At 69.4% G+C, this 21593-nt stretch carries 26 protein-coding genes and 1 riboswitch; of the genes, 18 read left to right on the top strand and 8 right to left on the bottom strand.

Features of this window, described 5'->3' with window-relative positions; genetic code table 11:
* Window positions 1–57 precede the first annotated feature (57 nt).
* From ACI6GS_RS15605 to ACI6GS_RS15615, 3 genes are read right to left on the bottom strand one after another with little or no spacing between them, the layout of a single operon-like run.
* Window positions 58–756, bottom strand: coding sequence for an SOS response-associated peptidase (locus ACI6GS_RS15605; protein ID WP_439814373.1), 699 nt, complete (start codon window positions 754–756; stop codon window positions 58–60).
* Window positions 757–775: 19 nt separating this feature from the next.
* Window positions 776–1015, bottom strand: a complete 240-nt coding sequence (locus tag ACI6GS_RS15610) for a hypothetical protein (RefSeq protein WP_439814374.1) — start codon at window positions 1013–1015, stop codon at window positions 776–778.
* A 58-nt stretch (window positions 1016–1073) separates the two neighbouring features.
* Window positions 1074–1850: an SDR family NAD(P)-dependent oxidoreductase gene (locus ACI6GS_RS15615; protein WP_439814375.1), complete on the bottom strand. Its 777-nt coding sequence runs from the start codon at window positions 1848–1850 to the stop codon at window positions 1074–1076.
* A gap of 126 nt (window positions 1851–1976) precedes the next feature.
* On the opposite strand from ACI6GS_RS15615, the gene ACI6GS_RS15620 reads away from it, so the two are divergent.
* Entirely contained in the window at window positions 1977–2264 is a 288-nt protein-coding gene (locus ACI6GS_RS15620) for a hypothetical protein (protein WP_439814376.1), read from the top strand.
* A gap of 1 nt (window position 2265) precedes the next feature.
* Here the strand turns inward: ACI6GS_RS15620 and ACI6GS_RS15625 are convergent, their stop codons facing one another.
* Window positions 2266–3489 (bottom strand): aminotransferase class V-fold PLP-dependent enzyme, encoded by a 1224-nt coding sequence (locus tag ACI6GS_RS15625; protein ID WP_439814377.1) that lies wholly within the window; start codon window positions 3487–3489, stop codon window positions 2266–2268.
* A gap of 478 nt (window positions 3490–3967) precedes the next feature.
* On the opposite strand from ACI6GS_RS15625, the gene ACI6GS_RS15630 reads away from it, so the two are divergent.
* Entirely contained in the window at window positions 3968–4504 is a 537-nt protein-coding gene (locus ACI6GS_RS15630; RefSeq protein WP_439814378.1) for a cold-shock protein, read from the top strand.
* A gap of 109 nt (window positions 4505–4613) precedes the next feature.
* Here ACI6GS_RS15630 and ACI6GS_RS15635 read toward each other — a convergent pair whose 3' ends face one another.
* The 3 genes from ACI6GS_RS15635 to ACI6GS_RS15645 all read right to left on the bottom strand — a co-directional run bounded on the left by ACI6GS_RS15635 (window position 4614) and on the right by ACI6GS_RS15645 (window position 7090).
* Entirely contained in the window at window positions 4614–5543 is a 930-nt protein-coding gene (locus tag ACI6GS_RS15635) for an ABC transporter substrate-binding protein (RefSeq protein WP_439814379.1), read from the bottom strand.
* Between the two features lie 12 nt (window positions 5544–5555).
* The gene (locus tag ACI6GS_RS15640; RefSeq protein ID WP_439814380.1) at window positions 5556–6344 is read right to left on the bottom strand and encodes an ABC transporter permease; all 789 of its coding nucleotides are present in this window, start codon (window positions 6342–6344) and stop codon (window positions 5556–5558) included.
* A complete protein-coding gene (locus ACI6GS_RS15645) occupies window positions 6341–7090 on the bottom strand; it encodes an ABC transporter ATP-binding protein (protein WP_439814381.1) in 750 nt (249 codons plus the stop codon). The genes ACI6GS_RS15640 and ACI6GS_RS15645 overlap by 4 nt, the downstream gene beginning before the upstream one ends.
* A riboswitch (TPP riboswitch) is annotated at window positions 7081–7183 on the bottom strand. Its footprint overlaps the gene before it by 10 nt.
* Before the next feature lie 113 nt (window positions 7184–7296).
* Between ACI6GS_RS15645 and hemA the strand changes: the two genes are divergently transcribed.
* The 14 genes from hemA to ACI6GS_RS15715 all read left to right on the top strand — a co-directional run bounded on the left by hemA (window position 7297) and on the right by ACI6GS_RS15715 (window position 19741).
* A complete protein-coding gene (hemA, locus tag ACI6GS_RS15650) occupies window positions 7297–8496 on the top strand; it encodes a 5-aminolevulinate synthase (protein ID WP_439814382.1) in 1200 nt (399 codons plus the stop codon).
* A 9-nt stretch (window positions 8497–8505) separates the two neighbouring features.
* Window positions 8506–8700 (top strand): DUF6898 family protein, encoded by a 195-nt coding sequence (locus ACI6GS_RS15655; RefSeq protein WP_439814383.1) that lies wholly within the window; start codon window positions 8506–8508, stop codon window positions 8698–8700.
* Window positions 8701–8989: 289 nt separating this feature from the next.
* Window positions 8990–9430 carry a ribose 5-phosphate isomerase B gene (gene rpiB / locus ACI6GS_RS15660; protein ID WP_439814384.1) on the top strand — a complete coding sequence of 147 codons (441 nt, stop codon included), beginning with the start codon at window positions 8990–8992 and terminating at the stop codon, window positions 9428–9430.
* A 13-nt stretch (window positions 9431–9443) separates the two neighbouring features.
* Window positions 9444–10736, top strand: coding sequence for a serine hydroxymethyltransferase (gene glyA / locus ACI6GS_RS15665; protein ID WP_439814385.1), 1293 nt, complete (start codon window positions 9444–9446; stop codon window positions 10734–10736).
* Window positions 10737–10961: 225 nt separating this feature from the next.
* Window positions 10962–11423, top strand: a complete 462-nt coding sequence (gene nrdR / locus ACI6GS_RS15670) for a transcriptional regulator NrdR (protein WP_439814386.1) — start codon at window positions 10962–10964, stop codon at window positions 11421–11423.
* Window positions 11424–11439: 16 nt separating this feature from the next.
* On the top strand, window positions 11440–12519 hold the full coding sequence (ribD, locus tag ACI6GS_RS15675; RefSeq protein WP_439817981.1) for a bifunctional diaminohydroxyphosphoribosylaminopyrimidine deaminase/5-amino-6-(5-phosphoribosylamino)uracil reductase RibD: 1080 nt from the start codon (window positions 11440–11442) through the stop codon (window positions 12517–12519).
* Between the two features lie 8 nt (window positions 12520–12527).
* A complete protein-coding gene (locus tag ACI6GS_RS15680) occupies window positions 12528–13142 on the top strand; it encodes a riboflavin synthase (protein ID WP_439814387.1) in 615 nt (204 codons plus the stop codon).
* Window positions 13143–13147: 5 nt separating this feature from the next.
* The gene (ribB, locus tag ACI6GS_RS15685; RefSeq protein WP_439814388.1) at window positions 13148–14263 is read left to right on the top strand and encodes a 3,4-dihydroxy-2-butanone-4-phosphate synthase; all 1116 of its coding nucleotides are present in this window, start codon (window positions 13148–13150) and stop codon (window positions 14261–14263) included.
* Entirely contained in the window at window positions 14264–14797 is a 534-nt protein-coding gene (gene ribH / locus ACI6GS_RS15690; protein WP_439814389.1) for a 6,7-dimethyl-8-ribityllumazine synthase, read from the top strand.
* A 3-nt stretch (window positions 14798–14800) separates the two neighbouring features.
* Window positions 14801–15307, top strand: coding sequence for a transcription antitermination factor NusB (gene nusB / locus ACI6GS_RS15695; protein ID WP_439814390.1), 507 nt, complete (start codon window positions 14801–14803; stop codon window positions 15305–15307).
* Entirely contained in the window at window positions 15307–16272 is a 966-nt protein-coding gene (thiL, locus tag ACI6GS_RS15700) for a thiamine-phosphate kinase (RefSeq protein ID WP_439814391.1), read from the top strand. The genes nusB and thiL overlap by 1 nt, the downstream gene beginning before the upstream one ends.
* Before the next feature lie 103 nt (window positions 16273–16375).
* Complete coding sequence (locus ACI6GS_RS15705; protein ID WP_439814392.1) at window positions 16376–16912, top strand: VOC family protein; 537 nt, start codon at window positions 16376–16378, stop codon at window positions 16910–16912.
* Between the two features lie 51 nt (window positions 16913–16963).
* Window positions 16964–17446, top strand: coding sequence for a flagellar basal body-associated FliL family protein (locus ACI6GS_RS15710; RefSeq protein ID WP_439814393.1), 483 nt, complete (start codon window positions 16964–16966; stop codon window positions 17444–17446).
* A gap of 186 nt (window positions 17447–17632) precedes the next feature.
* Window positions 17633–19741, top strand: a complete 2109-nt coding sequence (locus ACI6GS_RS15715; RefSeq protein ID WP_439814394.1) for a sodium-translocating pyrophosphatase — start codon at window positions 17633–17635, stop codon at window positions 19739–19741.
* 140 nt (window positions 19742–19881) lie between these two features.
* Here ACI6GS_RS15715 and ACI6GS_RS15720 read toward each other — a convergent pair whose 3' ends face one another.
* Window positions 19882–20355: an outer membrane protein assembly factor BamE gene (locus tag ACI6GS_RS15720; RefSeq protein WP_439814395.1), complete on the bottom strand. Its 474-nt coding sequence runs from the start codon at window positions 20353–20355 to the stop codon at window positions 19882–19884.
* 162 nt (window positions 20356–20517) lie between these two features.
* Here ACI6GS_RS15720 and ACI6GS_RS15725 point away from each other — a divergent pair, with 162 nt between their 5' ends.
* Window positions 20518–21066 carry a ubiquinol-cytochrome C chaperone family protein gene (locus tag ACI6GS_RS15725; RefSeq protein WP_439814396.1) on the top strand — a complete coding sequence of 183 codons (549 nt, stop codon included), beginning with the start codon at window positions 20518–20520 and terminating at the stop codon, window positions 21064–21066.
* The gene (locus ACI6GS_RS15730) at window positions 21063–21581 is read left to right on the top strand and encodes a YceD family protein (RefSeq protein WP_439814397.1); all 519 of its coding nucleotides are present in this window, start codon (window positions 21063–21065) and stop codon (window positions 21579–21581) included. Before ACI6GS_RS15725 ends, ACI6GS_RS15730 begins: the two co-directional genes overlap by 4 nt.
* The last annotated feature ends 12 nt before the right edge of the window (window positions 21582–21593 follow it).

The following is a 21593-nucleotide window of genomic DNA, read 5'->3' on the forward strand; positions in this document are numbered from 1 at the left end:
AGCATGGCCGCACCCGTCCCGTCCAGCCGCGCCGCCGCTGCCTGCGGCGTGGGCCGATCACAGGAGGACCGGCGTCGGCGTCAGCTCCGCGAAGGGGCCCTGGTTGCGGACATTGCCGACGGCGGGGTCGACCGGGACCAGGGCCATGCGCTCGGCCGGGTAGGGGCGCAGCAGGACGCTGGCGTCGCCTGCCGCCGGGTCGAGCCAGAGCGCCTGCGCGGCGGCGTCCAGGATGACCGGCATGCGGTCATGCAGAGGCGCCAGCAGGGCGTTGGCCGTGGTGGTCAGGATGGTGCAGGAGTCGAGCGGCTGGCCCGTTTCCTTGTCGGTCCAGCGTTCCCACAGGCCGGCGGTGGCGAAGGGGGCCTGGTCGGCCATGCCGATGCGGTGGGGCTGCCCGCCCTTGCGTCCTGCCGTCTTCTGCCACTCGTAGAAGCCGTCCATCACGACCAGGCAGCGGCGGCGCTTGTAGGCCTCGCGAAAGGCGGGCGTGGTGGTGACCGTCTCGCTCCGGGCGTTGATGCAGCGCGGGCCGATCGTGCGATCCTTGGCCCAGAACGGGATCAGGCCCCAGGTCGCGTGGACCAGTTCGCGCCCGGCCGGCGCCTCGGCCGCCTCCCGCACGATCGGCACGGCCTGCGTGGGCGCCACATTGTGCCGGGGCGGGAAGTTGCCGGCGCCCGCCGCACCGGGTCGCGCATCGAAGGTGTTCAGGATCGTGTCCAGGGTGCTGACGATCAGGTAGCGGCCGCACATGGTGTCCTCCCGAAGATCCCTAGCGCCTGGCGGCCCGCTTGAACCAGTTCACCTCGCTGCTCCGCACGACGGCGATCCGCACACGGGCCGAGCCGCATATCCTGCAGCGTAGCCGGGGGATCAGGCGCGTGAGGGCGAGCGACGGTTCGAGCCCCGTCGTCGGCACCTCGTCCGCATGGCCGCAGTCGGCGCACTGGCCCAGCACCACCTGGTAGCGGCGCATCACGTCGGCCAGGGTCTGCGGCACGGGATCGACCATGGCCCCATTGTTCATGGGAACAGAAAATGAACAAGAGGCCTCGCTCCCGCACCCTGCGTCAGAGCAGCATCATACCGCCATCGACGACCATCTTCAGGCCCGTGATGTGCCGTGCCTCGTCCGAGACGAGGAACAGGACTGCGTTGGCGATGTCGATCGGCTCGCCATAGACGCCAAGCGGAATGCGGGTCAGGAAGGCCGCGCGTGCCTGCTCGTCGCCCTGGTTGGTCTCGACCCCGATGGCGTGGTGCAGGCCGTCCAGCATGGGCGTCACGATCTGCCCGGGATGGACGGAGCAGCAGCGCACCTTGTGCGGTGCCCCGTGCAGGGCGACGGTGCGGCTCAACTGTTCCACCGCCGCCTTGCTGGCGCCATAGGCGGCCAGGAACGGCGTCGGCATCAGGGCGGCGACCGACGACAGGTTGACGATGGCGCCGCCGCCGCGGTCGCGCAGTGCCGGCATGGCATGCTTGCAGCCCAGCCAGACCCCCTCGACATTGATCTCCTGCACGGTGCGCCAATCCTCGAGTGCGGTGTCCTCCACCCCGCGATGATGGCCGCCGGTCAGGCCCACGCCCGCATTGTTGACCAGGATGTCCAGCCCGCCATGGGCGTGGACCACCTCAGCCACCAGCGCCTTCCAGCCATCCTCGGAGCGGACGTCCTGGCGGTGGAACGCGGCGATGCCCGCGGGTGCCGCCTGCGGCTCGGCGATATCGGTGGCGACAACGATGGCACCTTCCTGCGCCAGACGCTCTGCCGTTGCCCGGCCCAGGCCCGAAGCCCCGCCGGTCACGATTGCCACCTTGCCGGCGACCCGCCCCTGTCCTGTCATGCCCTGTCCTCCCCGTTTCCCGGGCACGTCGTTGCGTCCCGTGCCGTGCAGTGTGCCGGATCGCGGAGCGGAGGTCTGCATTCGGCTGTTGTGGCTGTCGCTGCCGTGGGCCGCTAGGGTTGCGCCATGCTGATGCGGATGACCGAGCGCCTGACCGACTATCGCGAGGCCTGGGACGGTGTGGCCCTGTGGGCGACCGAGGGGGAGGGTGCCACCGCCTGGGAGCCGGTGGTCCTGCGCGTCGATCGCGGGGCGATCGAGCGGCTGGAGGGCCGGGCGGGCCTGAGCGCAAGCGGCCTGGCCATCGCGGCCGACCGCCACGCCGTCGCCCTGCTGGCGGCGGCGGCGCGGAAACTCCCCTTCACCGACCGGGCGGAGACGATCCGGGTCAGCGCCGAGGACATTCCCGACTAGACTAGCGCACGAGGATGCGGCGCGCGGCGGCCAGGCCGTCAAGCAGCGCGTCCACGTCGCCATCATCATTATAAGGGGCGAGGCTGGCCCGGGTGGTGCCGGCAATGCCGAAGGCCGCCATCAGCGGCTGGGCGCAATGGTGGCCGCCGCGGCAGGCGACGCCATGCCCATCCAGGATCTGGCAGATGTCGTGGGGATGGGCGCCCTCCATGGTGAAGGACACGATCGGCACGCGACCCTGCAGGCCGAGCGGTCCCTTCACATCCACACCGGGGATCGCGCCGAGGCCGTCCAGGATGCGGCCGGTCAGGCGGGCCATGTGCGCCTCCGCCCCCTCATGGTCCAGGCCCGCCAGCCAGTCGGCGGCGGCCGCCAGGCCGATTGCCTGCGCGATGGGCGGGGTGCCGGCCTCGAACCGGCGCAGGCCCTCGGCATAGGTGGAGCGCGTCGCCTCCACGCTGCGGATCATGTCGCCGCCGCCCAGGAAGGGGGGCAGGCTGTCGATCAGGTCGGGCGCCATCCACAGCACGCCGATGCCGTTCGGGCCGAACATCTTGTGCCCCGCCAGGACGAAGAAATCGACATCGAGCGCGCCCACGTCCAGCGGCCCGTGCGGACCCGCCTGGGCGCCGTCGACCAGGACGCGGGCACCGACCTGACGCGCGCGGGCCACGATGGGCGCCAGCGGCGCGACCGCGCCCGTGACGTTGGAGGCATAGGCGACCGCCACCAGCCGGGTCTGCGCGCCGATCGCCCGGTCCAGATGATCGAGGTCGAGCAGGCCGGCGCCATCCACGGGAATGACATCCAGGGCCACGCCGCTGCGCTCGGCCAGCAGGTGCCATGGCACCAGGTTCGCGTGATGCTCCGCCGCCGTCAGCGTGATGCGATCCCCGGGCTTGAGCCCGGCACCGAAGGCATGGGCCACCAGGTTGATCGCGGTCGTGCAGCTGGCCGTGAAGACGACCTGCTCCGCCGGCACGGCCATGAACCGCGCCAGCGTCGCGCGGGCGGCCTCATAGGCTTCTGTCGCGCGCTCGGCCAGGGTGTGGACGCTGCGGTGGATGTTGGCGCGCGCCGTCGTCTCGTGCCGGACGATCGCGTCCAGCACCGCCTGCGGGACCTGGGCGGTGGCCGCGTTGTCGAGATAGTGCAGGGCGTGGCCGCCGACCGCCTGGCCCAGGATCGGGAAGGTCCGCCTGACCGCGGCGACGTCGAAGCTCATGCAGGGCATCCGGAAGAAAGTCCAAGGCCGTGCAGGATAGGCAAGGATCCCCCCGCCCGGTATCCCCCAACGGACGGGGCCACGCGGCACGCGATGGACGTGGTGCTTGTGTTCTGCAGTGGACAGACAGGCGCGTCGCGGCGCGGTCCGACCCCGGGCGGCCAGGCGCACGGGCCTGTGCGCGAACGCCTTCCCGGGGCGGGCCCGGGCCAGGGAAGCACGTTGGAACACAGGAACTTGGGTCCCGGTGCTACAACCGAATCTCATTTCGGCGGGCCGGTGGGTAAAAAGCGTGTCGTGTTTGCATCACCGCCCGTGATTCATCCGCGTGCTGCGGGGGCGGGGACCGACAGGCGTGCTTGCATATGACAGGCGCGTGATAATTTCTCAGAGGGCGGCTTGTGGGGACCATGGTTGAAAGGCAACAGCCTCAACCGGAATGGAAAGAGCCGTGCTGCGTTCTAGTGGGGCGGGGTTCATGGATCAGCAGTCAGTACAGGCCGATGCGATCGCGGCCGAAATCCAGATCGTCACCGGCACCGTGAAGTGGTTCGATGCGGTGAAGGGCTATGGCTTCGTGGCCGTACCCGATGGCGGACCCGACATCCTGGTCCACCTGTCGGCCCTGCGGCAGGCCGGCATCGACACGATGCCGGAGGGCGCCACGATGAGCTGCGAGGCGGTGCGCCGGACCAAGGGCCTGCAGGCGCTGCGCATCCTGTCGCTGGATACCACCACCTCCATCCCAGGCGAGCGCAACGGCCGCGCCGTCCGCCGGCCCGCCCTGGCCCCGATCGTGGGCGAGGGCGACTATGAGCGCGCCACCGTGAAGTGGTTCAACCGGCTGCGCGGCTATGGCTTCGTCTCGCGCGGCGAAGGCACGCAGGACATCTTCGTCCACATGGAGACGCTGCGCCGCGCCGGCATGGGGGAGGTCAGCCCCGGCCAGGCCGTGCGGGTCCGCGTCGGCGATGGGCCAAAGGGCCCGCAGGTCGCGGATATCGTCCCGGAATAGGGAGGGTCCCAGGGGGCATAGCGCCGGGTCGCAGGCTTCGCCTCCCGGCCCGGCGGGACCCGGATGACCGGGGCATGCCGGGTCGAGAGGTGGTGCCGCGGCCCTTGCCTCAGTCCAGCGTGACGGCGTAGTCGGCGACCGGGCGCGCCGCCTTGATCAGGCCCGCCTCTGCCATGAAGGCCGCGAAGCGGGCATAGCGCGCCGGGTCCAGTGCCGCGGGACTGACGGCCAGGCGGGGCCACGTCTCCTTGAAGATCGCGCGGTTCAGCTCGTCGTCCAGGTCGGGATGGGCCTTGGCGAAGTCGCCCCACGCCGCATCAGGGTGGTTGGCGACGAACAGCCCGGCGCGTTCCACCGCCTGCACGAAACGCGGCAGGCGGGCATCGCCCGGCAGGCCCTGCGCCGCGACCACGATCAGCTCGTCATAGACGGGCACGCCGAATTCCTCGACCGGAAAGGCGCGGCCCGGCTTGCCCGCCAAGCGCAGCTGGGGCAGGTCGAAATTGCGATAGGCGCCGATCACGCCATCGACCTGGCCCGCCATCAGTGCCGGAGAGAGCGAGAAGTTCACGTTGATCAGTTCGACGTCGGCCAGGGACAGGCCCGCCCCCTTCAGCATGGTCGCCAGCAGGATCTCCTCGAACCCGCCGACCGAGTAGCCGATGCGCTTGCCTTTCAGGTCGGCGAGGTCGCGCACCGGTCCATCCTCAAGGACGATCAGGGCGTTGAGGGGCTGGGCCACAAGGGTGGCGATCCGCTTCAGGGGCAGGCCGTTCTCCACGTGTAGCATCAACTGTGGCTGATAGGTTATTGCCAGGTCTGCCTTTCCGGCCGCTGCCAGTTTCGGCGGGTCATTCGGATCAGCCGGCGCGATCAGCTCCACGTCCAGCCCTGCGTCCCGGAAGAAGCCGCGCTCCTGCGCCACGATCAGCGCGGCATGGTCCGGGTTCACGAACCAGTCCAGCACCAGGGTCAGCCGCTCCGCTGCCAGTGCAGGGCTCGCTGCCAGGAGCAGGACTGCCAACAGGATCAATCGCATGGGACAGGTTCCTTAACGTTCCAGGGGAGGGATCGGCTGGGCCCGGTCGTCGGGCAGCCAGGGCAAGGCGCGGCGCAGGGCGGCGTCGATGCCGAAATAGAGCGCCAGCGACAGCAGGGCGAGGCAGGCCAGCGCCGCGAACATGACGTCGGTCTGGGCCCGGCCATTGGCGTGCAGCATCAGGTAGCCTAGCCCGCGTGAGGCACCGACCCATTCGCCGATCACCACGGCGATGGGCGCGACGCCCGCCCCCATGCGGATGCCGGACGCCAGGGCCGGCAGGGCAGCCGGCAGCTCCACCTGCCACAGGCGCCGCGCGCGGGTCGCCCAGCCGGTATCGGGCGCCATGGTGCGGGCCAGGTCCAGCAGGGCCGGATCGACGCGACGCAGGCCGTCCAGGAACGTGACCGCTACGGGGAAGAAGATCAGCAGTGCGGCCATCGCCACCTTTGGCGCCATGCCATAGCCCAGCCAGAGCACCAGCAGCGGCGCCAGAGCAAAGACCGGCAGCGCCTGGCTGACGACCAGGGCCGGCAGCAGCCACAGGCGAAGCGGCCGGACCGCAGCCAGGGCCAACGCCAGCAGGACGCCGGCCGCGATGCCGGTGAGCAGGCCCAGCACGATCTCGGCCAGCGTGATTCCGGTTGCATCCAGCAAGGTGGGCCAGGTGCGCAGCGCCGCCTGGGCCACGCGCAGCGGGTCGGGCAGCATGAAGGGGGGCGGACGTGTCGCCCAGACGAAGCCCTGCCACGCCGCCAGGAGCAGCAGGAGGGAGGCGGCGGCCCGGGCGAAACCCCTCATGCCGGGTCCGTGTCGCCGAGCAGGGCCAGCAGCCGGCCATGCGCCCGGGCCAGGCTCTCGTGCCCGGCGGCGCGGGGCGTGGGACCCGGGGGCGGGTCGATCCAGTCAAGCCGCGCGGGCCGTCCGCGCAGCACCGCGATGCGGTCGGCGAGGCGCAGTGCCTCGAACGGATCGTGCGTGACCAGGCAGACCGTGCGGCCGGCCAGCAGGCGCACGGTCAGGGCGTGCAGTTCGTGCCGGGTGACGGCGTCGAGGGCCGAGAACGGTTCGTCCATCAGGACGATCGCCGTGTCCTCGGCCAGGGTGCGGGCCAGGGCGACGCGCTGACGCTCGCCCCCCGACAGGGTGCCGGGGCGGCGCAACGCCTTGTCCCCCAGGCCGACCCGGGCCAGCAGGTCCAGGGCACGGGCGCGGTCCGGCCGCTCGCCCCGCAGGCGCTGGCCCATGGTCACGTTGTCGCAAAGGCTGGCCCAGGGCAGCAGCAGGTCGCCCTGGGCCATCCAGGCAACACGGCCCTGGTCGCCAAGGCGCGTCGCGGTCAGTCCGGGAACGCGCAGACCCGCCAGGGCCCGCAGAAGCGAAGACTTTCCAGTGCCGCTGCGGCCCAGCAGGCAGGTCCAGCGCCCACGCGCCAGGGGCAGGTCCAGGTCCTGGAACAGCGGCGCGCCACCATGCGCCAGGGCGGCGCCGACGATTGCGAGTGCGGCATCGCCGCAACTTGCGGCCACGCCTGGAAAGACGTCCATTTCACCTGTCCCTACGCCGGTACGAACCGGATCAGGTTCAAGGGGTCGTCCTTCGCAGGACCTCTCAGCCGAACGGCTCCCCCCAGTGAGCGGTGGACTATAGGTTCGGATGGCGCGAAGGGAAAGCGTCGAGCACCCGCCCGTCGGCGGACGCAGCCCCATCGTCTTCCGGATGGCCTGCGGAATCAGCGAACAGGAACGATGCCATGAACTACAAGGCGCGCTTCCATGATGCCCTGGCAGCGGTGAAGGCCGAAGGCCGCTACCGCATCTTTGCCGAGCTGGAGCGGTCATGCGGGGCGTTCCCCCAGGCCCGTGCCGGCGAACGAGCCATCGTCTCGTGGTGTTCCAACGACTATCTGGGCATGGGCCAGCACCCTGCGGTGCTGGCGGCGATGCATGGCGCGCTGGACCATGTCGGCGCGGGCTCTGGCGGCACGCGCAACATCTCGGGCACCACCAGCTATCACGTCGCGCTGGAGCAGGAGCTGGCCGACCTGCACGGCAAGGAGGCGGCGCTGCTGTTCACCTCCGGCTATGTCTCGAACGAGGCCACGCTGTCGACGCTGGCGCGGCTGCTGCCTGGCTGCATCGTCTATTCGGACGAACTGAACCATGCCTCGATGATCGAGGGCATCCGCCGCTCTGGCGCGTCGAAGCGGATCTTCGCGCACAATTCGCCCGAAGACCTGGCCCGGCAGCTGGCCGACGCCGATCCGGATGCGCCCAAGCTGGTCGCGTTCGAGAGCGTCTATTCGATGGACGGCGACATCGCTCCGCTCGCCGAATTGTGCGACGTCTGCGAGGAGTTCGGCGCCCTGTCCTACCTGGACGAGGTCCATGCGGTGGGCATGTACGGCGCCCGCGGCGGCGGCGTGTCCGAGCGGGACGGCGTCGCCCACCGCCTGGACGTGATCGAGGGCACGCTGGGCAAGGCGTTCGGCATCATGGGCGGCTATATCGCCGCTTCGGCCCAGATCGTGGACGTGGTCCGGTCCTATGCGCCGGGCTTCATCTTCACGACGTCGCTGGCGCCCGTGCTGGCGGCGGGCGCGCTGGCCAGCATCCGGCACCTGAAGTCCAGCAGCCTGGAGCGGACGTGCCACCAGGAACGGGCCGCCACGCTGAAGCGCCTGCTGCGCGAGGCCGGCCTGCCGGTGATGGACTCGGCCAGCCATATCGTGCCGGTGATGGTCGGCAATGCCACGCTGTGCAAGCAGGTCTCGGACGAGCTGCTGGACCGCCATGGCATCTATGTCCAGCCGATCAACTATCCGACCGTGCCGCGCGGCACGGAACGCCTGCGCTTCACGCCGACCCCGCTGCACACGGATGCGATGATGCACGCGCTTGTGGCGGCGCTGAACCAGGTGTGGACCCGCCACGCCCTGGCACGGGCGGCCTGAGGCCCACGCGTGGCTGGCCGAAGCGAGGAAGGCTTCCTGATCGAGGTGGTGCGGATCGGCAATTCGGCCAAGGCAACGGCCGTCGATCCCGTCACCGGGCGGGAGGCGTCGATCATCGGGCCGGCCAATTATTCGCCGCAGCTGCTGGGCCGGCAGGCCGCGCGCAAGCTGGCGGGGCTGCTGGCGCGGGACAAGGGCGGCTGAGCGGCGGGGAATGCGTGGGTGTTGCACATGATGCTTCGAGACGCCGGCCTGAAGACCGGCTCCTCAGCATGACGCCGTTAATGTTTTCGGGACCCTTCCAACGGTCGTCATCCTGAGGAGCGCGGCACGCGCGTCTCGAAGGATGTGGGTGCGCCGTTCCCGCCAACTGAGGCGGGCGTGCCACGCATGGGTGCCGGGCACCGCGCCCCTGGGTGCCCGGCTGGCCAGGGGCGCCAGATATGGTAGTGTCCCGCCTCTCACGCAGTCAGCAGGCCCGAGGGAATTCGCTTTGGCTGAAACCATTGCCCTTGCATCCGACCATGCCGGCGTCGCCCTGAAGGACGCGCTGCGGCAGGACCTGGAGGCGCGGGGCTTTTCCGTTCTCGACCTGGGCACCAACAGCGCGGAGTCGGTCGACTATCCCGACTTCGCCCATGCCCTGGCGGCGGCGATCGGCGATGGCCGGGTCGCGCGCGGCATCGCCATATGTGGCACCGGCATCGGCATGTCGATCGCGGCCAATCGCCATGACGGCGTGCGTGCCGCCCTGGTCCATGACCGCGCCACCGCCGAGCTGTGCCGCCAGCACAACGATGCGAACGTCCTGGTCCTGGGCGCCCGCAATACCGAAGAGGCGATGGCGCGCGCCTGCCTGGACGCCTTTCTTGAGACGCCGTTCGAAGGGGGCCGCCATGCCCGGCGCGTGGCCAAGCTCTCCACTTCCGCATAAGGACGCGAGACCCATGACCATTGCCAAGCAGGCCAGCGCCGCCGAGACCTCGTTCTTCCAGGCGAGCCTGGCCGACGCCGACCCGGCGATCGCCGCCGCACTGAAGGGCGAACTGCACCGCCAGCAGAACCAGATCGAGCTGATCGCGTCCGAGAACATCGTCAGCCGCGCCGTTCTCGAGGCGCAGGGCTCGGTCCTGACCAACAAGTACGCCGAGGGCTATCCGGGCAAGCGCTATTACGGCGGCTGCGAGGAAGTCGACAAGGCCGAGATCCTGGCCATCGAGCGGGCGTGCAAGCTGTTCGACTGCGGCTTTGCCAATGTGCAGCCGAATTCCGGCAGCCAGGCCAACCAGGGCGTGCTGCTGGCCTTGGCCAAGCCGGGCGACACCATCCTGGGCATGTCGCTGGCGGCGGGCGGCCACCTGACCCATGGGGCGGCCCCCAACCTGTCGGGCAAGTGGTTCAACGCGGTGCAGTACGGGGTCCGGCGCGAGGACAGCCTGATCGACTTCGACGAGGTCGAGGCCCTGGCCCAGGAGCACAAGCCCCGGATCATCGTGGCCGGCGGCTCCGCCTATCCGCGTGTCATCGACTTTGCGCGGTTCCGGGCGATCGCGGACAAGGTCGGTGCGTACTTCATGGTCGACATGGCCCACTTCGCGGGCCTGGCCGCGACCGGCGCCTATCCCAGCCCGATCGGCCACGCCCATGTCGTGACCACGACGACGCACAAGACGCTGCGCGGTCCGCGTGGCGGGATGATCCTGACCAACGACGCCGAGATCGCGAAGAAGATCAATTCGGCGATCTTCCCCGGCCTGCAGGGCGGCCCGCTTATGCACGTGATCGCGGGCAAGGCCGTTGCCTTTGGCGAGGCGCTGAAGCCCGAATTCCGCGCCTATGGCCGGTCCGTGGTCGAGAATGCCAAGACGCTGGCCGCGACGCTGGAGGAGGCGGGCTTTGCCATCGTCTCTGGCGGCACCGACAGCCATGTGGTGCTGGTCGACCTGCGGCCCAAGAAGCTGACCGGCAAGGTGGCCGAGGCGGTGCTGGAGAGCGCCTTCATCACCTGCAACAAGAACGGCATCCCGTTCGACCCGGAGAAGCCGACGATCACCTCCGGCATCCGCGTCGGCAGCCCGGCCGGCACCACGCGCGGCTTTGGCGTGGCGGAGTTCCGCCTGATCGGGCAGCTGATGGCCGAGGTCCTGGACGCCGCCGGCAGCCCCCGGGAAGAGGCGGTGGTCGCCAGCGTCCGCACCCGCGTCCTGGACCTGTGCGCCCGCTTCCCGATCTATGCCTGAGGTGCGCGGGAGAGTTTTGAGGGTGATCAGGGGCAGATAAGTCGGCTCCACCCTCTCCACCTACGTGCCCCGGTTCATCCGGGGCATCCATGAACCGACCGTCGAACCAGCGGCACGGTTGGTCCTTGGGTCCCCCGGATAAACCGGGGGACGTAGGTTGTGAATGCGGAGGCCGATTGTTGGATCCGGTCCGGGGGGACCATTTGGGGGAAGGGGCAGGGGCCCATGCGATGCCCGTTCTGCAGCAATGACGACACCCAGGTGAAGGACTCGCGTCCGAACGAGGACGCGTCGGCGATCCGGCGGCGGCGCTATTGCCCGGCCTGCGGCGCCCGCTTCACCACCTTTGAACGGGTCCAGCTGCGCGACATCACGATCATCAAGAAGTCGGGCCGGCGCGTGCCGTTCGACCGGGACAAGCTGGCCCGCTCGATCTACACCGCCATGCGCAAGCGCCCCGTGGAACCTGAGCGGCTGGAGCGCCTGATCACCGGCCTGGTGCGCCGGCTGGAGAGCATGGGCGAGTCTGAGATCCCCAGCGACCTGGTGGGCGAACTGGTGATGGAGGGCCTCGCCTCGCTCGACCAGGTGGCCTATGTCCGCTTCGCCTCGGTCTATCGCAATTTCCGCGAAGCCAAGGACTTCGAGGAATTCGTGGGCCGGCTCAGTGGCTCGCCCCGCGACTGACGCCGACCGCCACCACATGGTGGCGGCGCTGAGCCTTGCGGCCCGCGGCCTTGGCCAGGTATGGCCCAATCCGGCGGTCGGCTGCGTCCTGGTGCGGGACGGCGTCGTGGTCGGGCGCGGCTGGACGCAAGCCGGCGGCCGCCCCCATGCCGAGACGGAAGCGCTGCGCCGGGCGGGGCCGGCCGCGCGGGGCTCGATCGCCTATGTGACGCTGGAGCCGTGCAGCCATCACGGCCGCACGCCGCCCTGCGCGGAGGCGCTGATTGCCGCAGGCGTGGCCGAGGTGCATGTCGCCCTGACCGATCCCGATCCCCGCGTGTCGGGCCGGGGCATCGCCATGCTGAAGGCCGCTGGCATCGCCGTGCACCACGGCCTGTGCGAGGGCGAGGCGGAGACGCTGAATGCCGGCTTCCTGTCGCGCGTGGTGCGGGGCAGGCCATCGGTCCTGCTGAAGCTGGCGACCAGCCTGGATGCGCGGATCGCCCTGCGTTCCGGTGAGAGCAAATGGATCACGGGGCCGGAGGCGCGCGCCGCCGGGCACCGGATGCGGGCGGAACACGACGCCATCCTGGTGGGGGTGGGCACCGTGCTGGCCGACGATCCCGACCTGACGTGCCGCGTGCCGGGGCTTGAGGATCGTTCCCCCATCCGGATCGTGGCGGATGGCCGCCTGCGCACGCCGCTGACCTCGAAGCTGGTGGCGACGGCGCGGCAGGTTCCGACCTGGATCGTCACCTCTCCCGGCAATCCGAAGGAGCGGCTGGCGGCCCTGTCCGACCTGGGCGTGGAGTTGATCGAGGTTGCGATTGGCGCAAACGGTCATCCCGATTGCGCAATCATGCTCCAGGCACTGGCCACGCGCGGCCTGACCCGGGTGATGGTCGAGGGCGGGGCACGCCTGGCATCGAGCCTTCTGGCGGCGGACCTGGTCGACCGTCTTGCGTGGTTCCGCGCGCCCATCGCCATCGGCCATGACGGCCGCCCGGCGGTTGAGGCGCTGGGGCTGGGCCGCCTGGACGCCGCCCCGTCATTTCGTCGCACGGCGATTCGGACGATGGGGCAGGACGTCCTGGAAACCTTGGCCCGCAGAACCTAAAAGAAGACATGTTTACCGGCATCATCACCGACCTAGGCACCGTCCGAGCGGTCGAGAAGCGCGGCGATACGCGGTTCATCATCGCGACCGCCTACGACACCGCGACGATCGAGATCGGCGCCTCCATCGCCTGTTCCGGTCCCTGCCTGACGGTGGTGGACAAGGGGCCGGACTGGTTCGCCGTCGACGTCTCGGCCGAGACGCTGTCAAAGACGAACCTGGAATTCTGGCGCGAGGGGACGCGCCTGAACCTGGAGCGCGCGCTGAAGGTGGGCGACGAACTGGGCGGCCACATCGTCAGCGGGCATGTCGACGGTGTCGCGCGGATCCTGTCGATCGCGGAAGAGGGTGATTCGCTGCGCTTCCGCTTCGAGCTGCCGCCCGGCCTGGAGCGCTATGTGGCGCCCAAGGGTTCGGTCGCACTCAACGGCGTGTCGCTGACGGTGAACGAGGTCGACCGCCGCATCTTCGGCGTCAACATCATTCCCCATACCCAGGTGAAGACCACTTTCGGCCGCGCCCAGGGCGAGGCCCAGCGCGGCATGGCCCATGTCGGTGCGCCGATCAATGTTGAGATCGACGTGCTGGCGCGCTATGTGGCGCGGCTCAACGCGACAGATTGACGGCCATGGCAGAAAAGCAATTCCTCTCCTCCATCGAGGAGGTGATCGAGGATGCCCGCAACGGGCGCATGTTCATCCTGGTCGATCACGAGGACCGGGAGAACGAAGGCGACCTGGTCATCCCCGCCCAGATGGCAACGCCTGACGCCATCAACTTCATGGCGCGCTATGGCCGTGGCCTGATCTGCCTGACCCTGACGCCGGACCGGGTGCGGCAGCTGGGCCTGCCGCTGATGAGCCAGGACAACCAGTCGCGCCACACCACGGCCTTCACCGTCTCGATCGAGGCGCGGGAAGGGGTGACGACCGGCATTTCGGCCCATGACCGCGCGCACACGATCTCGGTCGCGATCGATCCGACCAAGGGACGCGACGACATCGGCTCGCCCGGCCACGTCTTCCCGCTGGTCGCGCGCGACGGCGGGGTGCTGGTCCGCGCCGGGCATACCGAGGCCGCGGTCGACATCGCCCGCCTGGCCGGCCTGAACCCCGCCGGCGTGATCTGCGAGATCATGAACGACGACGGCACCATGGCCCGGCTGCCGGACCTGGTGAAGTTCGCCCAGTTCCACGGCCTGAAGATCGCGACCATCGCCGACCTGATCGCCTATCGCCGGCGCTGGGACAACCTGGTGAAGTGCGCGGTCGAGACCGAGATCGACAGCCGCCATGGCGGACGCTTCCGCATGATGGTCTATGTCAACAAGGTCGAGTATGCGGAGCACATCGTCCTGGTCATGGGCGACGTGACGACGCCCGACCCGGTCCTGGTCCGCATGCACGCGATCAACGTGTTCGAGGACATGCTGTTCGACCGGCGGGCCCGGCCCAGCCAGCTGACCGCGGCGATGGACGAGATCGGCCGCGTGGGTCGCGGCGTCATCGTACTGATCCGCGACGCCCGGCCCACCAGCCTGTCCGACCGGGTGCGCAAGCGCATTTCCGGCGGCGACAGCGGCTCCATGGACCTGCGCGACTATGGCATCGGGGCGCAGATCCTGCTGGACCTGGGCGTCCACAAGATGATCCTTCTGTCCAACACCTCGCGCCACATCGTCGGCCTGGAAGGCTATGGCCTGACGGTGGTCGAGCGGCGGGAACTGCCTGAGGAGAGCGCCTGAATGGAAACCGGTGCCAAGCGGGCGCTTCTGCCCCAGCCGACCACGCGCCGCCCCGATGGCCGCGCGTCGTGGGAAGGCAGCCACATCCTGATCATCGAGGCCCGCTATTACGAGGGGATCGTCGATGGTCTGGTCGAGGGGGCGACGGCGGTCCTGGATGCCGCCAACGTGACCTATGAGCGGGTCGTGGTGCCGGGCGCATTCGAGATCCCGGCCGTGGTGCGCTTTGCCGTGCGGGCGATGGACGTCTCGTCCGGCCGCATCCGCTATGACGGCTATGTTGCGCTGGGCTGCGTGATCCGGGGCGAGACCTCGCACTTCGACTATGTCTGCGGCGAGAGCGCGCGCGGCCTGCAGGACATGGCGACCAAGTCCACGCTGGCGATCGGCTATGGCATCCTCACCGTCGATACCGAGGAGCAGGCCTGGGCCCGGGCTCGCATGACGGAGGGTGACCGTGGCGGCGCCGCCGCGCGGGCCGCCATCTCGATGATCGACCTCAAGGCCCGGTTCGGGCTGTACTTCCCGCGCTGAGCCGTGGCGGACACCAGTTCGGGCCCGCGACGAAAACCGGGTGCGGCGCGCGAGAAGCGCAGCAATGCGCGGCTGGCTGCGGTCCAGGCGCTGTACCAGATCGACCTGACGGGCGGGAACGCCAACGCCGTCGTGCGCGAGTTCGCGGAGCACCGCATCGGGCCCGAGGAAGCGCAGGAAGTGCCCGACAGCGTCGACGGCCCGATGTTCGCGGGGATCGTGCGCGGGGTCGCAGCCCGGCGTGCGGAGATCGACGACCTGCTGGGCCGGGCGCTGACCCCGGCCTGGCCGCTGGAGCGGCTGGAGCGCATCCTGCGCTGCCTGCTTCAGGCGGCGACCTATGAGTTCCTGGATCGCCCGGACGTGCCGGTGCGCGTGGTGATCAACGAGTATCTGGAGATCGCCCACGCCTTCTTCTCCGGTCCGGAGACCAAGCTCGCCAATGGCGTGCTGGACCGCCTGGCGCATGACCTGCGCCCGCATGAGTGGACGGACGCCGGGCGGGCCTGATGCCCCCTGGACCCGAGCCTCGGGACGGCGAATTCGCCTTCATCGCGCGGCGGCTGGCGCCGCTGGCGCGTGGCCTGCCCGGTGCCTGGGACCTGAAGGACGATGCCGCGGCGATCACGCCGCGCGCCGGCTTCGACCTGATCCTGACCAAGGACCTGATGGTCGCGGGCGTGCACTTCCTGCCCGACGATCCGGCCGACCTGGTCGCGCGCAAGCTGCTGCGCGTGAACCTGTCGGACCTGGCGGCCAAGGGGGCGGTGCCGCTGGCCGTCATGCTGGGCCTGTCCGTGCCGCGCGCCCCGGAGCGCGCCTGGCTTGAGCGCTTCGTCGACGGCCTGGCCCAGGACCTGGCGACCTATGGCATCGGCCTGCTGGGTGGCGACACCACGGCAACGCCCGGCCCCGTGACATTGTCCCTGACCGCCATCGGCGAGGTGCCGCGGGGCACGGCGATCCGCCGCCTGGGCGCCCGTGTGGGCGACCGCGTGTGCGTGACGGGGACAATCGGCGATGGGGCCTTGGGCCTCAAGGTGTTGCAGGACGAACTGGCTGTGGACAAGTCGGCGGCGGACTGGCTGGCGGGCCGTTACCGCCTGCCCACGCCCCGCCTGGCGGAGGGGCTGGCGCTGCGCGGCCTGGCCCATGCCTGCGCCGATATCTCGGACGGCCTGGTTGCCGACCTGGGCCATGTCTGCGCCGTCTCCGGCGTGGGCGCGCGCATCGACCGGGAGGCGGTGCCGCTGTCGCCGGCCGCGCAGGCGGCGGTTGCGGCGGATGCCGGGCTGTGGCCCGCGATCCTGAACGGCGGTGACGACTACGAACTGGTGTTCACGCTTGACCCGCAGGCGACGCCGCCGCCCTTTGCCCGGGTCATCGGCACGATCGTTGCGGGGCAGGGGGTGGTGGTGGTCGATCGCACCGGAGAGCCCATGGCGCTGAGCCGGGCGGGGTGGCAGCACTTCTGACCAGGCTTGTGGCGCCATCGGTCAACGAACTGGCGCGAACGGTCAATCACACAGTCCGCGGCGGCCTGTAGCGTCGGTCCCGCAAGAAAAACGGGAGGAGCAGATGAGCCGCCATTTCGGACCGATTCGCCAGAACGGCTATGTGGTCGAGGACCTGGACGCCGCGCTGCGGCATTGGACCGAGGTCCTGGGCATCGGGCCGTTCTTCAAGATCCCGCACATTCCGCTCGACTTCTATGAGTACCGCGGGAGCCGCGTCGACCTGGACCTGTCGATCGCCATCGGCAATTCCGGCGACCTGCAGATCGAACTGATCCAGCAGCACAATGACGCGCCGTCGCCCTATCGCGACCACCTGCTGGCACGCGGGCCTGGACTGCAGCACGTCTCGGGCTGGAGCGAGGATTACGAGGCGGACATCGCGCGCCTGGCGGGCCTGGGCTATCGCCCGGCGGCACAGGGCAAGATCCGCGGTGCCGCCCGCTTCATCTACTACGACACGGATGGGGCGCCGGGCGGCCATCCGGGCAGCATGATGGAACTGTCGGACCTGCGGCCTGGACGGGCGCTGCTCCAGGCGGTGCGCGATGCCGCCATCGGCTGGGACGGCCGCGACCCGGTGCGCCTGATCGCCATGTAACCCATCCTTAAGCATGGGCGCGGCACGCTGGGCCGCGTGAAGAAGAAGACCATGATCATGATCGTCGGGGCGACGCTGCTGCTGGGCGGCGGCGGGGCCGGGGCCTTCTTCTTCCTGATGCCGCAGGAGCCGCCCGACCCCGAAGCCGTCGCCCGGGCCGAGGCGGCGGCCGAGGACGCGGCCGACAAGGCGGCGGAGGACAATCCGTTCTTCGTCGAGCTTGATCCCCTGCCGGTGCCCATCACCCGCAACGGCCGGGTGCAGCACTATCTCTATATCTCCCTGGTGGTCGAGGTCCGGGACGAGCCGTCGCGCCAGGTGGTGCACGGGATCAAGCCGCAGCTGCGCGCCGCCATGCTGCAGGCGGCCTCGGCCACGGCGCTGGCCCGCCTCAACGACCGCTACGACCCCAAACGGCCGGAGATCGAGCTGGAGGCCTTTGCCGAGCAGGTCCGGGCAGAGATCAATACCCTGACCGGGAAGCGCACGGCCCGCCGTGTCCTTGTCAAACAGGTGGTCCCGGGACCCGCCTGAACGAACATCGTTCATCAATTCCGCACCGAACACTGTAAATACGCGCCACGCGATACAGACCGACCGGTAGGTCGTTAAATTCCCCCGCGACGTTGCGCCCCATCTGCAAGTCTGGCACGGTTCCACGCGCTCTGCGGCCTGAGGGTTGTGGTCGCCAATGACGTGTCTTGTTTGGGGGGAAACTAGATGGAAGCGGGTCTCTGGTTCGCTGTCGGTTGCGGTTTTCTTGCATTGCTCTATGGCCTGGTAACGGCACGGTCGGTTCTTGCGGCAAGCCCTGGCAACGAGACGATGCGCGGCATCGCCGCCGCCATCCAGGAGGGCGCCAGCGCCTATCTCAATCGCCAGTACACCACGATCGGCATTGTCGGCGTGGTCATCGCGATCCTGGTTTCGGTCCTGCTGGGCTGGCATGTCGGCGTCGGCTTCGTGGTCGGCGCGGTGCTGTCGGGGCTGGCCGGCTATATCGGCATGAACATCTCGGTCCGCGCCAACGTGCGCACGGCCGAAGCGTCCCGCCAGGGCCTGGCGGCCGGACTGGACATTGCCTTCCGCTCGGGCGCGGTGACAGGCATGCTGGTCGCGGGCCTGGCCCTGCTGGGCGTCGCCGGGTACTACTGGTTCCTGATCGGGCAGGGGGCGTCGGGCCGTCTCCTCATCGATTCGCTGGTGGCGCTTGGCTTCGGTGCGTCGCTGATCTCGATCTTCGCGCGCCTGGGCGGCGGCATCTTCACCAAGGGTGCGGACGTGGGCGCCGACCTGGTGGGCAAGGTCGAAGCCGGCATCCCCGAGGATGACCCGCGCAATCCCGCCGTGATCGCCGACAACGTGGGCGACAATGTGGGCGACTGCGCCGGCATGGCGGCCGACCTGTTCGAAACCTATGCCGTGACCACGGTCGCGACCATGGTCCTTGCCTCCATCTTCTTCGCCGGGGCTGCCAACCTGCCCAACCTGATGGTCTATCCGCTGGCCATCGGCGGGTCGTGCATCATCACGTCGATCATCGGCACCTTCTTCGTGAAGCTGTCGGCCGACAACAACATCATGAAGGCCCTGTACAAGGGCTTCATCGCCGCCTCCGTCCTGTCGCTGGCGGCGATCGGCGCCGTCACCTACTGGCTGATCGGCTTCGACACCGCCTTCGTGGTCGGCGCGCAAGGCTTCACCGGCCTCAGCCTGTTCTGGTGCGCGGTCACGGGCCTTGCGGTCACCGGCCTGATCATCTGGGTCACCGAGTACTATACCGGTACGGGCTATCGGCCGGTGCGCTCGGTCGCCCAGGCCTCGACCACAGGCCACGGCACCAACGTGATCCAGGGCCTGGCCGTGTCGATGGAGGCGACGGCTGCGCCGGCGATCATCATCTGCGTCGCCATCATCGTCTGCTACCTGCTGGCCGGCCTGTTCGGCATCGCGATCGCGGTCACCAGCATGCTGGCCCTGGCCGGCATGGTCGTGGCGCTGGATGCCTATGGTCCCGTCACCGACAATGCCGGCGGCATCGCCGAGATGTCGGACCTGGACAAGTCGGTGCGCGTCACGACCGACGCGCTGGACGCGGTGGGCAACACGACCAAGGCGGTGACCAAGGGCTATGCCATCGGTTCGGCGGGCCTGGGCGCGCTCGTCCTGTTCGCGGCCTATACCTCCGACCTCAACTACTTCATCACCAACTCGGCCCAGTTCCCGTACTTCGCGGGCGTGCAGCTCAACTTCTCGCTGGACAATCCCTATGTCGTCGTCGGCCTGCTGATCGGCGGCCTGCTGCCCTACCTGTTCGGGGCCATGGGCATGACGGCGGTGGGACGCGCCGCCGGCTCGGTCGTCGAGGAGGTGCGCCGCCAGTTCCGCGAGATCCCGGGCATCATGGAGCGGACCGGCAAGCCCGACTATGGCAGGGCGGTCGACCTGCTGACCAAGTCGGCGATCCGCGAGATGATCATCCCCTCGCTGCTGCCGGTGCTGGCGCCGGTGGTGCTGTACTTCATCATCTTTGCCATTGCCGGCAAGTCGGCGGCCTTCTCGGCCGTGGGCGCCATGCTGCTGGGCGTGATCGTCACCGGCCTGTTCGTGGCGCTGTCCATGACGGCGGGCGGCGGCGCCTGGGACAATGCCAAGAAGTACATCGAGGAGGGCCATTTCGGCGGCAAGGGCTCCGACGCGCACAAGGCGGCGGTGACCGGCGACACGGTGGGCGACCCGTACAAGGACACGGCCGGCCCCGCGGTCAACCCGATGATCAAGATCACCAACATCGTGGCTTTGCTGCTGCTGGCGATCCTGGCGCACTGACGGCGCGGCATGGGCCGGGGCGGGCGACCGTCCCGGCCCATACCGCCCTAACAGGGTCCCGCAACGAAAATGGGCCGGCCTCCTGGTGGGGGCCGGCCCTTTCTCGTTTGCGGGACCAGGCGCGCCGAAGCGCCTGACGGCTACTCGCCGCTGGCTGCCTGGTTGAACTTGCCGAAATTGCCGAAGAGCTGACCGAAAAAGGTCAGCTCCTTGCCGCGGGTGGGCGTGGTGCGCTGGACCAGGGCAACCTGCTGGCCGTCCTCAAGCGTATAGTTGCGTACGTTCTCGACCAGGCCCTGGCGGTCGAAGTCGATCTCCAGGATGGTGCGCTCCAGAACCTCGGGCCGGAAGAAGGCCTCGCTCTCGGTCCGGGTGCTGACATAGTACCAGGTGCGGTCGTTGAACGTGGAGCGGACGCTGGGCGTGCCCAGCGCGCGGGTGATCGATTCGCGATTGTCGACGCCCGGCTTGATCCGTTCGACCTGGGCGGGATCGGGGACGTAGCCGCGCTGGTCGATCGTCGGCGTGCAGGCCTGCACGGCAAGCGTGAGGCCCAGCAGGACCGCGGGGACAGCCAATGCGCGCAGCGGCGGCAGACGGAAGGTACGCACCATGGCGGGGACCATGCCGATTGACCTGAAGGGTGTCAATGTGGCCACAGGTCCCCGGCGTGACGGCCGCGCGATCTCTGCGTGCGATGCGCGCGACAGGGTGCGGCGCCGCTTCCCGGGCGGACCCCTGTCATTCGCCACGCGCTTCACGATATGAGAGGGACCATGGTCTTGAATCTCTTTCGCAAGCGGGGCTGGGCAGACCAGGCCCATGCGCTGTACCGCGATGTCGTGGCCCAGGCCCGGCAACCGGGCTTCTATGCCCGCCTGGGTGTGCCGGACACGCTGGATGGCCGGTTCGACATGCTCTCCCTCCATGCCTTCCTGCTGATGCACCGCCTCAAGGGCGTGGAGCAGGCCAAGGACCTGGCCCAGGCCGTGTTCGACCTGATGTTCGCCGACATGGACCAGTCCCTGCGCGAAATGGGCGTGGGCGACCTGTCGGTGGGCAAGAAGGTGAAGCAGATGGCGCAGGCCTATCTGGGCCGCGTCGCCGCTTATGACCAGGCGCTGGGCGAGGGCGGCGAGGGTGAGGCCGACGGCGCCCTGGCCCAGGCCCTGCGCCGCAACATCTATCGCCAGGGCGAACCCCAGGAGTCCTATGTGACCGGGATCGAGGCCTATGTCCGGCGGGAGATCGCCCATCTGTCGACCGTCCCGGACGGCACCTTCCTGGCCGGCCGCATTCCTTTTTCTGGACCGCCCGCGCCATGACGACCGAACCGCAGCCCGAGTTCCCCCACATCGTCCGCGTCGAGTCGCTGAAGGGCGCGCCGCGCCGGTTGGACCTGAGTGCCGACGACGCCCAGCGTGCCGCCCTGGCCCGACGCTATGGCGTGCTGGCCGTGGACAGCCTGGTGGCCAGTCTTGAGGTGCGGCCGTTCCGCGCCCTGGGGATGAGCGTGCGGGGCACGGTCACCGCCCGGCTGCAGCAGACCTGCGGCATCACGCTGGAGCCGATGGCGACCGAGGTGGTGGAGGCGATCGACGCCCGTTTCCTGCCTGACTCGATGATCGAGCCCGAGGCGGAGGAGATGCTGGACCCCGATGCGCCCGACCCGCCGGAACCGATGGCGGAGGGCGGGGTCGATGTCGGCGAGCTGGTGGCGCAGCACGTCGCCCTGGGCATCGACCCGTTCCCCCGGCGCAGCGACGCGGTGCTGAACTTCACCCCCGACCCGGAGGAGAAGCCGCCCAACCCGTTCTCCGTCCTGCAGTTCCGCAAGTAGCACCGGAAACCT

This window comes from Zavarzinia sp. CC-PAN008 (genome assembly GCF_051903925.1).
Taxonomy (GTDB): Bacteria; Pseudomonadota; Alphaproteobacteria; order Zavarziniales; family Zavarziniaceae.

Excerpts from the sequence above, each read along its gene's own strand:
- ACI6GS_RS15605 (WP_439814373.1), bottom strand. The coding sequence starts at position 756 with ATGTGCGGCCGCTACCTGATCGTCAGCACCCTGGACACGATCCTGAAC.
- ACI6GS_RS15610 (WP_439814374.1), bottom strand. The coding sequence starts at position 1,015 with ATGGTCGATCCCGTGCCGCAGACCCTGGCCGACGTGATGCGCCGCTAC.
- ACI6GS_RS15615 (WP_439814375.1), bottom strand. The coding sequence starts at position 1,850 with ATGACAGGACAGGGGCGGGTCGCCGGCAAGGTGGCAATCGTGACCGGC.
- ACI6GS_RS15620 (WP_439814376.1), top strand. The coding sequence starts at position 1,977 with ATGCTGATGCGGATGACCGAGCGCCTGACCGACTATCGCGAGGCCTGG.
- ACI6GS_RS15625 (WP_439814377.1), bottom strand. The coding sequence starts at position 3,489 with ATGAGCTTCGACGTCGCCGCGGTCAGGCGGACCTTCCCGATCCTGGGC.
- ACI6GS_RS15630 (WP_439814378.1), top strand. The coding sequence starts at position 3,968 with ATGGATCAGCAGTCAGTACAGGCCGATGCGATCGCGGCCGAAATCCAG.
- ACI6GS_RS15635 (WP_439814379.1), bottom strand. The coding sequence starts at position 5,543 with ATGCGATTGATCCTGTTGGCAGTCCTGCTCCTGGCAGCGAGCCCTGCA.
- ACI6GS_RS15640 (WP_439814380.1), bottom strand. The coding sequence starts at position 6,344 with ATGAGGGGTTTCGCCCGGGCCGCCGCCTCCCTCCTGCTGCTCCTGGCG.
- ACI6GS_RS15645 (WP_439814381.1), bottom strand. The coding sequence starts at position 7,090 with ATGGACGTCTTTCCAGGCGTGGCCGCAAGTTGCGGCGATGCCGCACTC.
- hemA (WP_439814382.1), top strand. The coding sequence starts at position 7,297 with ATGAACTACAAGGCGCGCTTCCATGATGCCCTGGCAGCGGTGAAGGCC.
- glyA (WP_439814385.1), top strand. The coding sequence starts at position 9,444 with ATGACCATTGCCAAGCAGGCCAGCGCCGCCGAGACCTCGTTCTTCCAG.
- nrdR (WP_439814386.1), top strand. The coding sequence starts at position 10,962 with ATGCGATGCCCGTTCTGCAGCAATGACGACACCCAGGTGAAGGACTCG.
- ribD (WP_439817981.1), top strand. The coding sequence starts at position 11,440 with ATGGTGGCGGCGCTGAGCCTTGCGGCCCGCGGCCTTGGCCAGGTATGG.
- ACI6GS_RS15680 (WP_439814387.1), top strand. The coding sequence starts at position 12,528 with ATGTTTACCGGCATCATCACCGACCTAGGCACCGTCCGAGCGGTCGAG.
- ribB (WP_439814388.1), top strand. The coding sequence starts at position 13,148 with ATGGCAGAAAAGCAATTCCTCTCCTCCATCGAGGAGGTGATCGAGGAT.
- ribH (WP_439814389.1), top strand. The coding sequence starts at position 14,264 with ATGGAAACCGGTGCCAAGCGGGCGCTTCTGCCCCAGCCGACCACGCGC.
- thiL (WP_439814391.1), top strand. The coding sequence starts at position 15,307 with ATGCCCCCTGGACCCGAGCCTCGGGACGGCGAATTCGCCTTCATCGCG.
- ACI6GS_RS15705 (WP_439814392.1), top strand. The coding sequence starts at position 16,376 with ATGAGCCGCCATTTCGGACCGATTCGCCAGAACGGCTATGTGGTCGAG.
- ACI6GS_RS15710 (WP_439814393.1), top strand. The coding sequence starts at position 16,964 with ATGATCATGATCGTCGGGGCGACGCTGCTGCTGGGCGGCGGCGGGGCC.
- ACI6GS_RS15715 (WP_439814394.1), top strand. The coding sequence starts at position 17,633 with ATGGAAGCGGGTCTCTGGTTCGCTGTCGGTTGCGGTTTTCTTGCATTG.
- ACI6GS_RS15720 (WP_439814395.1), bottom strand. The coding sequence starts at position 20,355 with ATGGTGCGTACCTTCCGTCTGCCGCCGCTGCGCGCATTGGCTGTCCCC.
- ACI6GS_RS15725 (WP_439814396.1), top strand. The coding sequence starts at position 20,518 with ATGGTCTTGAATCTCTTTCGCAAGCGGGGCTGGGCAGACCAGGCCCAT.
- ACI6GS_RS15730 (WP_439814397.1), top strand. The coding sequence starts at position 21,063 with ATGACGACCGAACCGCAGCCCGAGTTCCCCCACATCGTCCGCGTCGAG.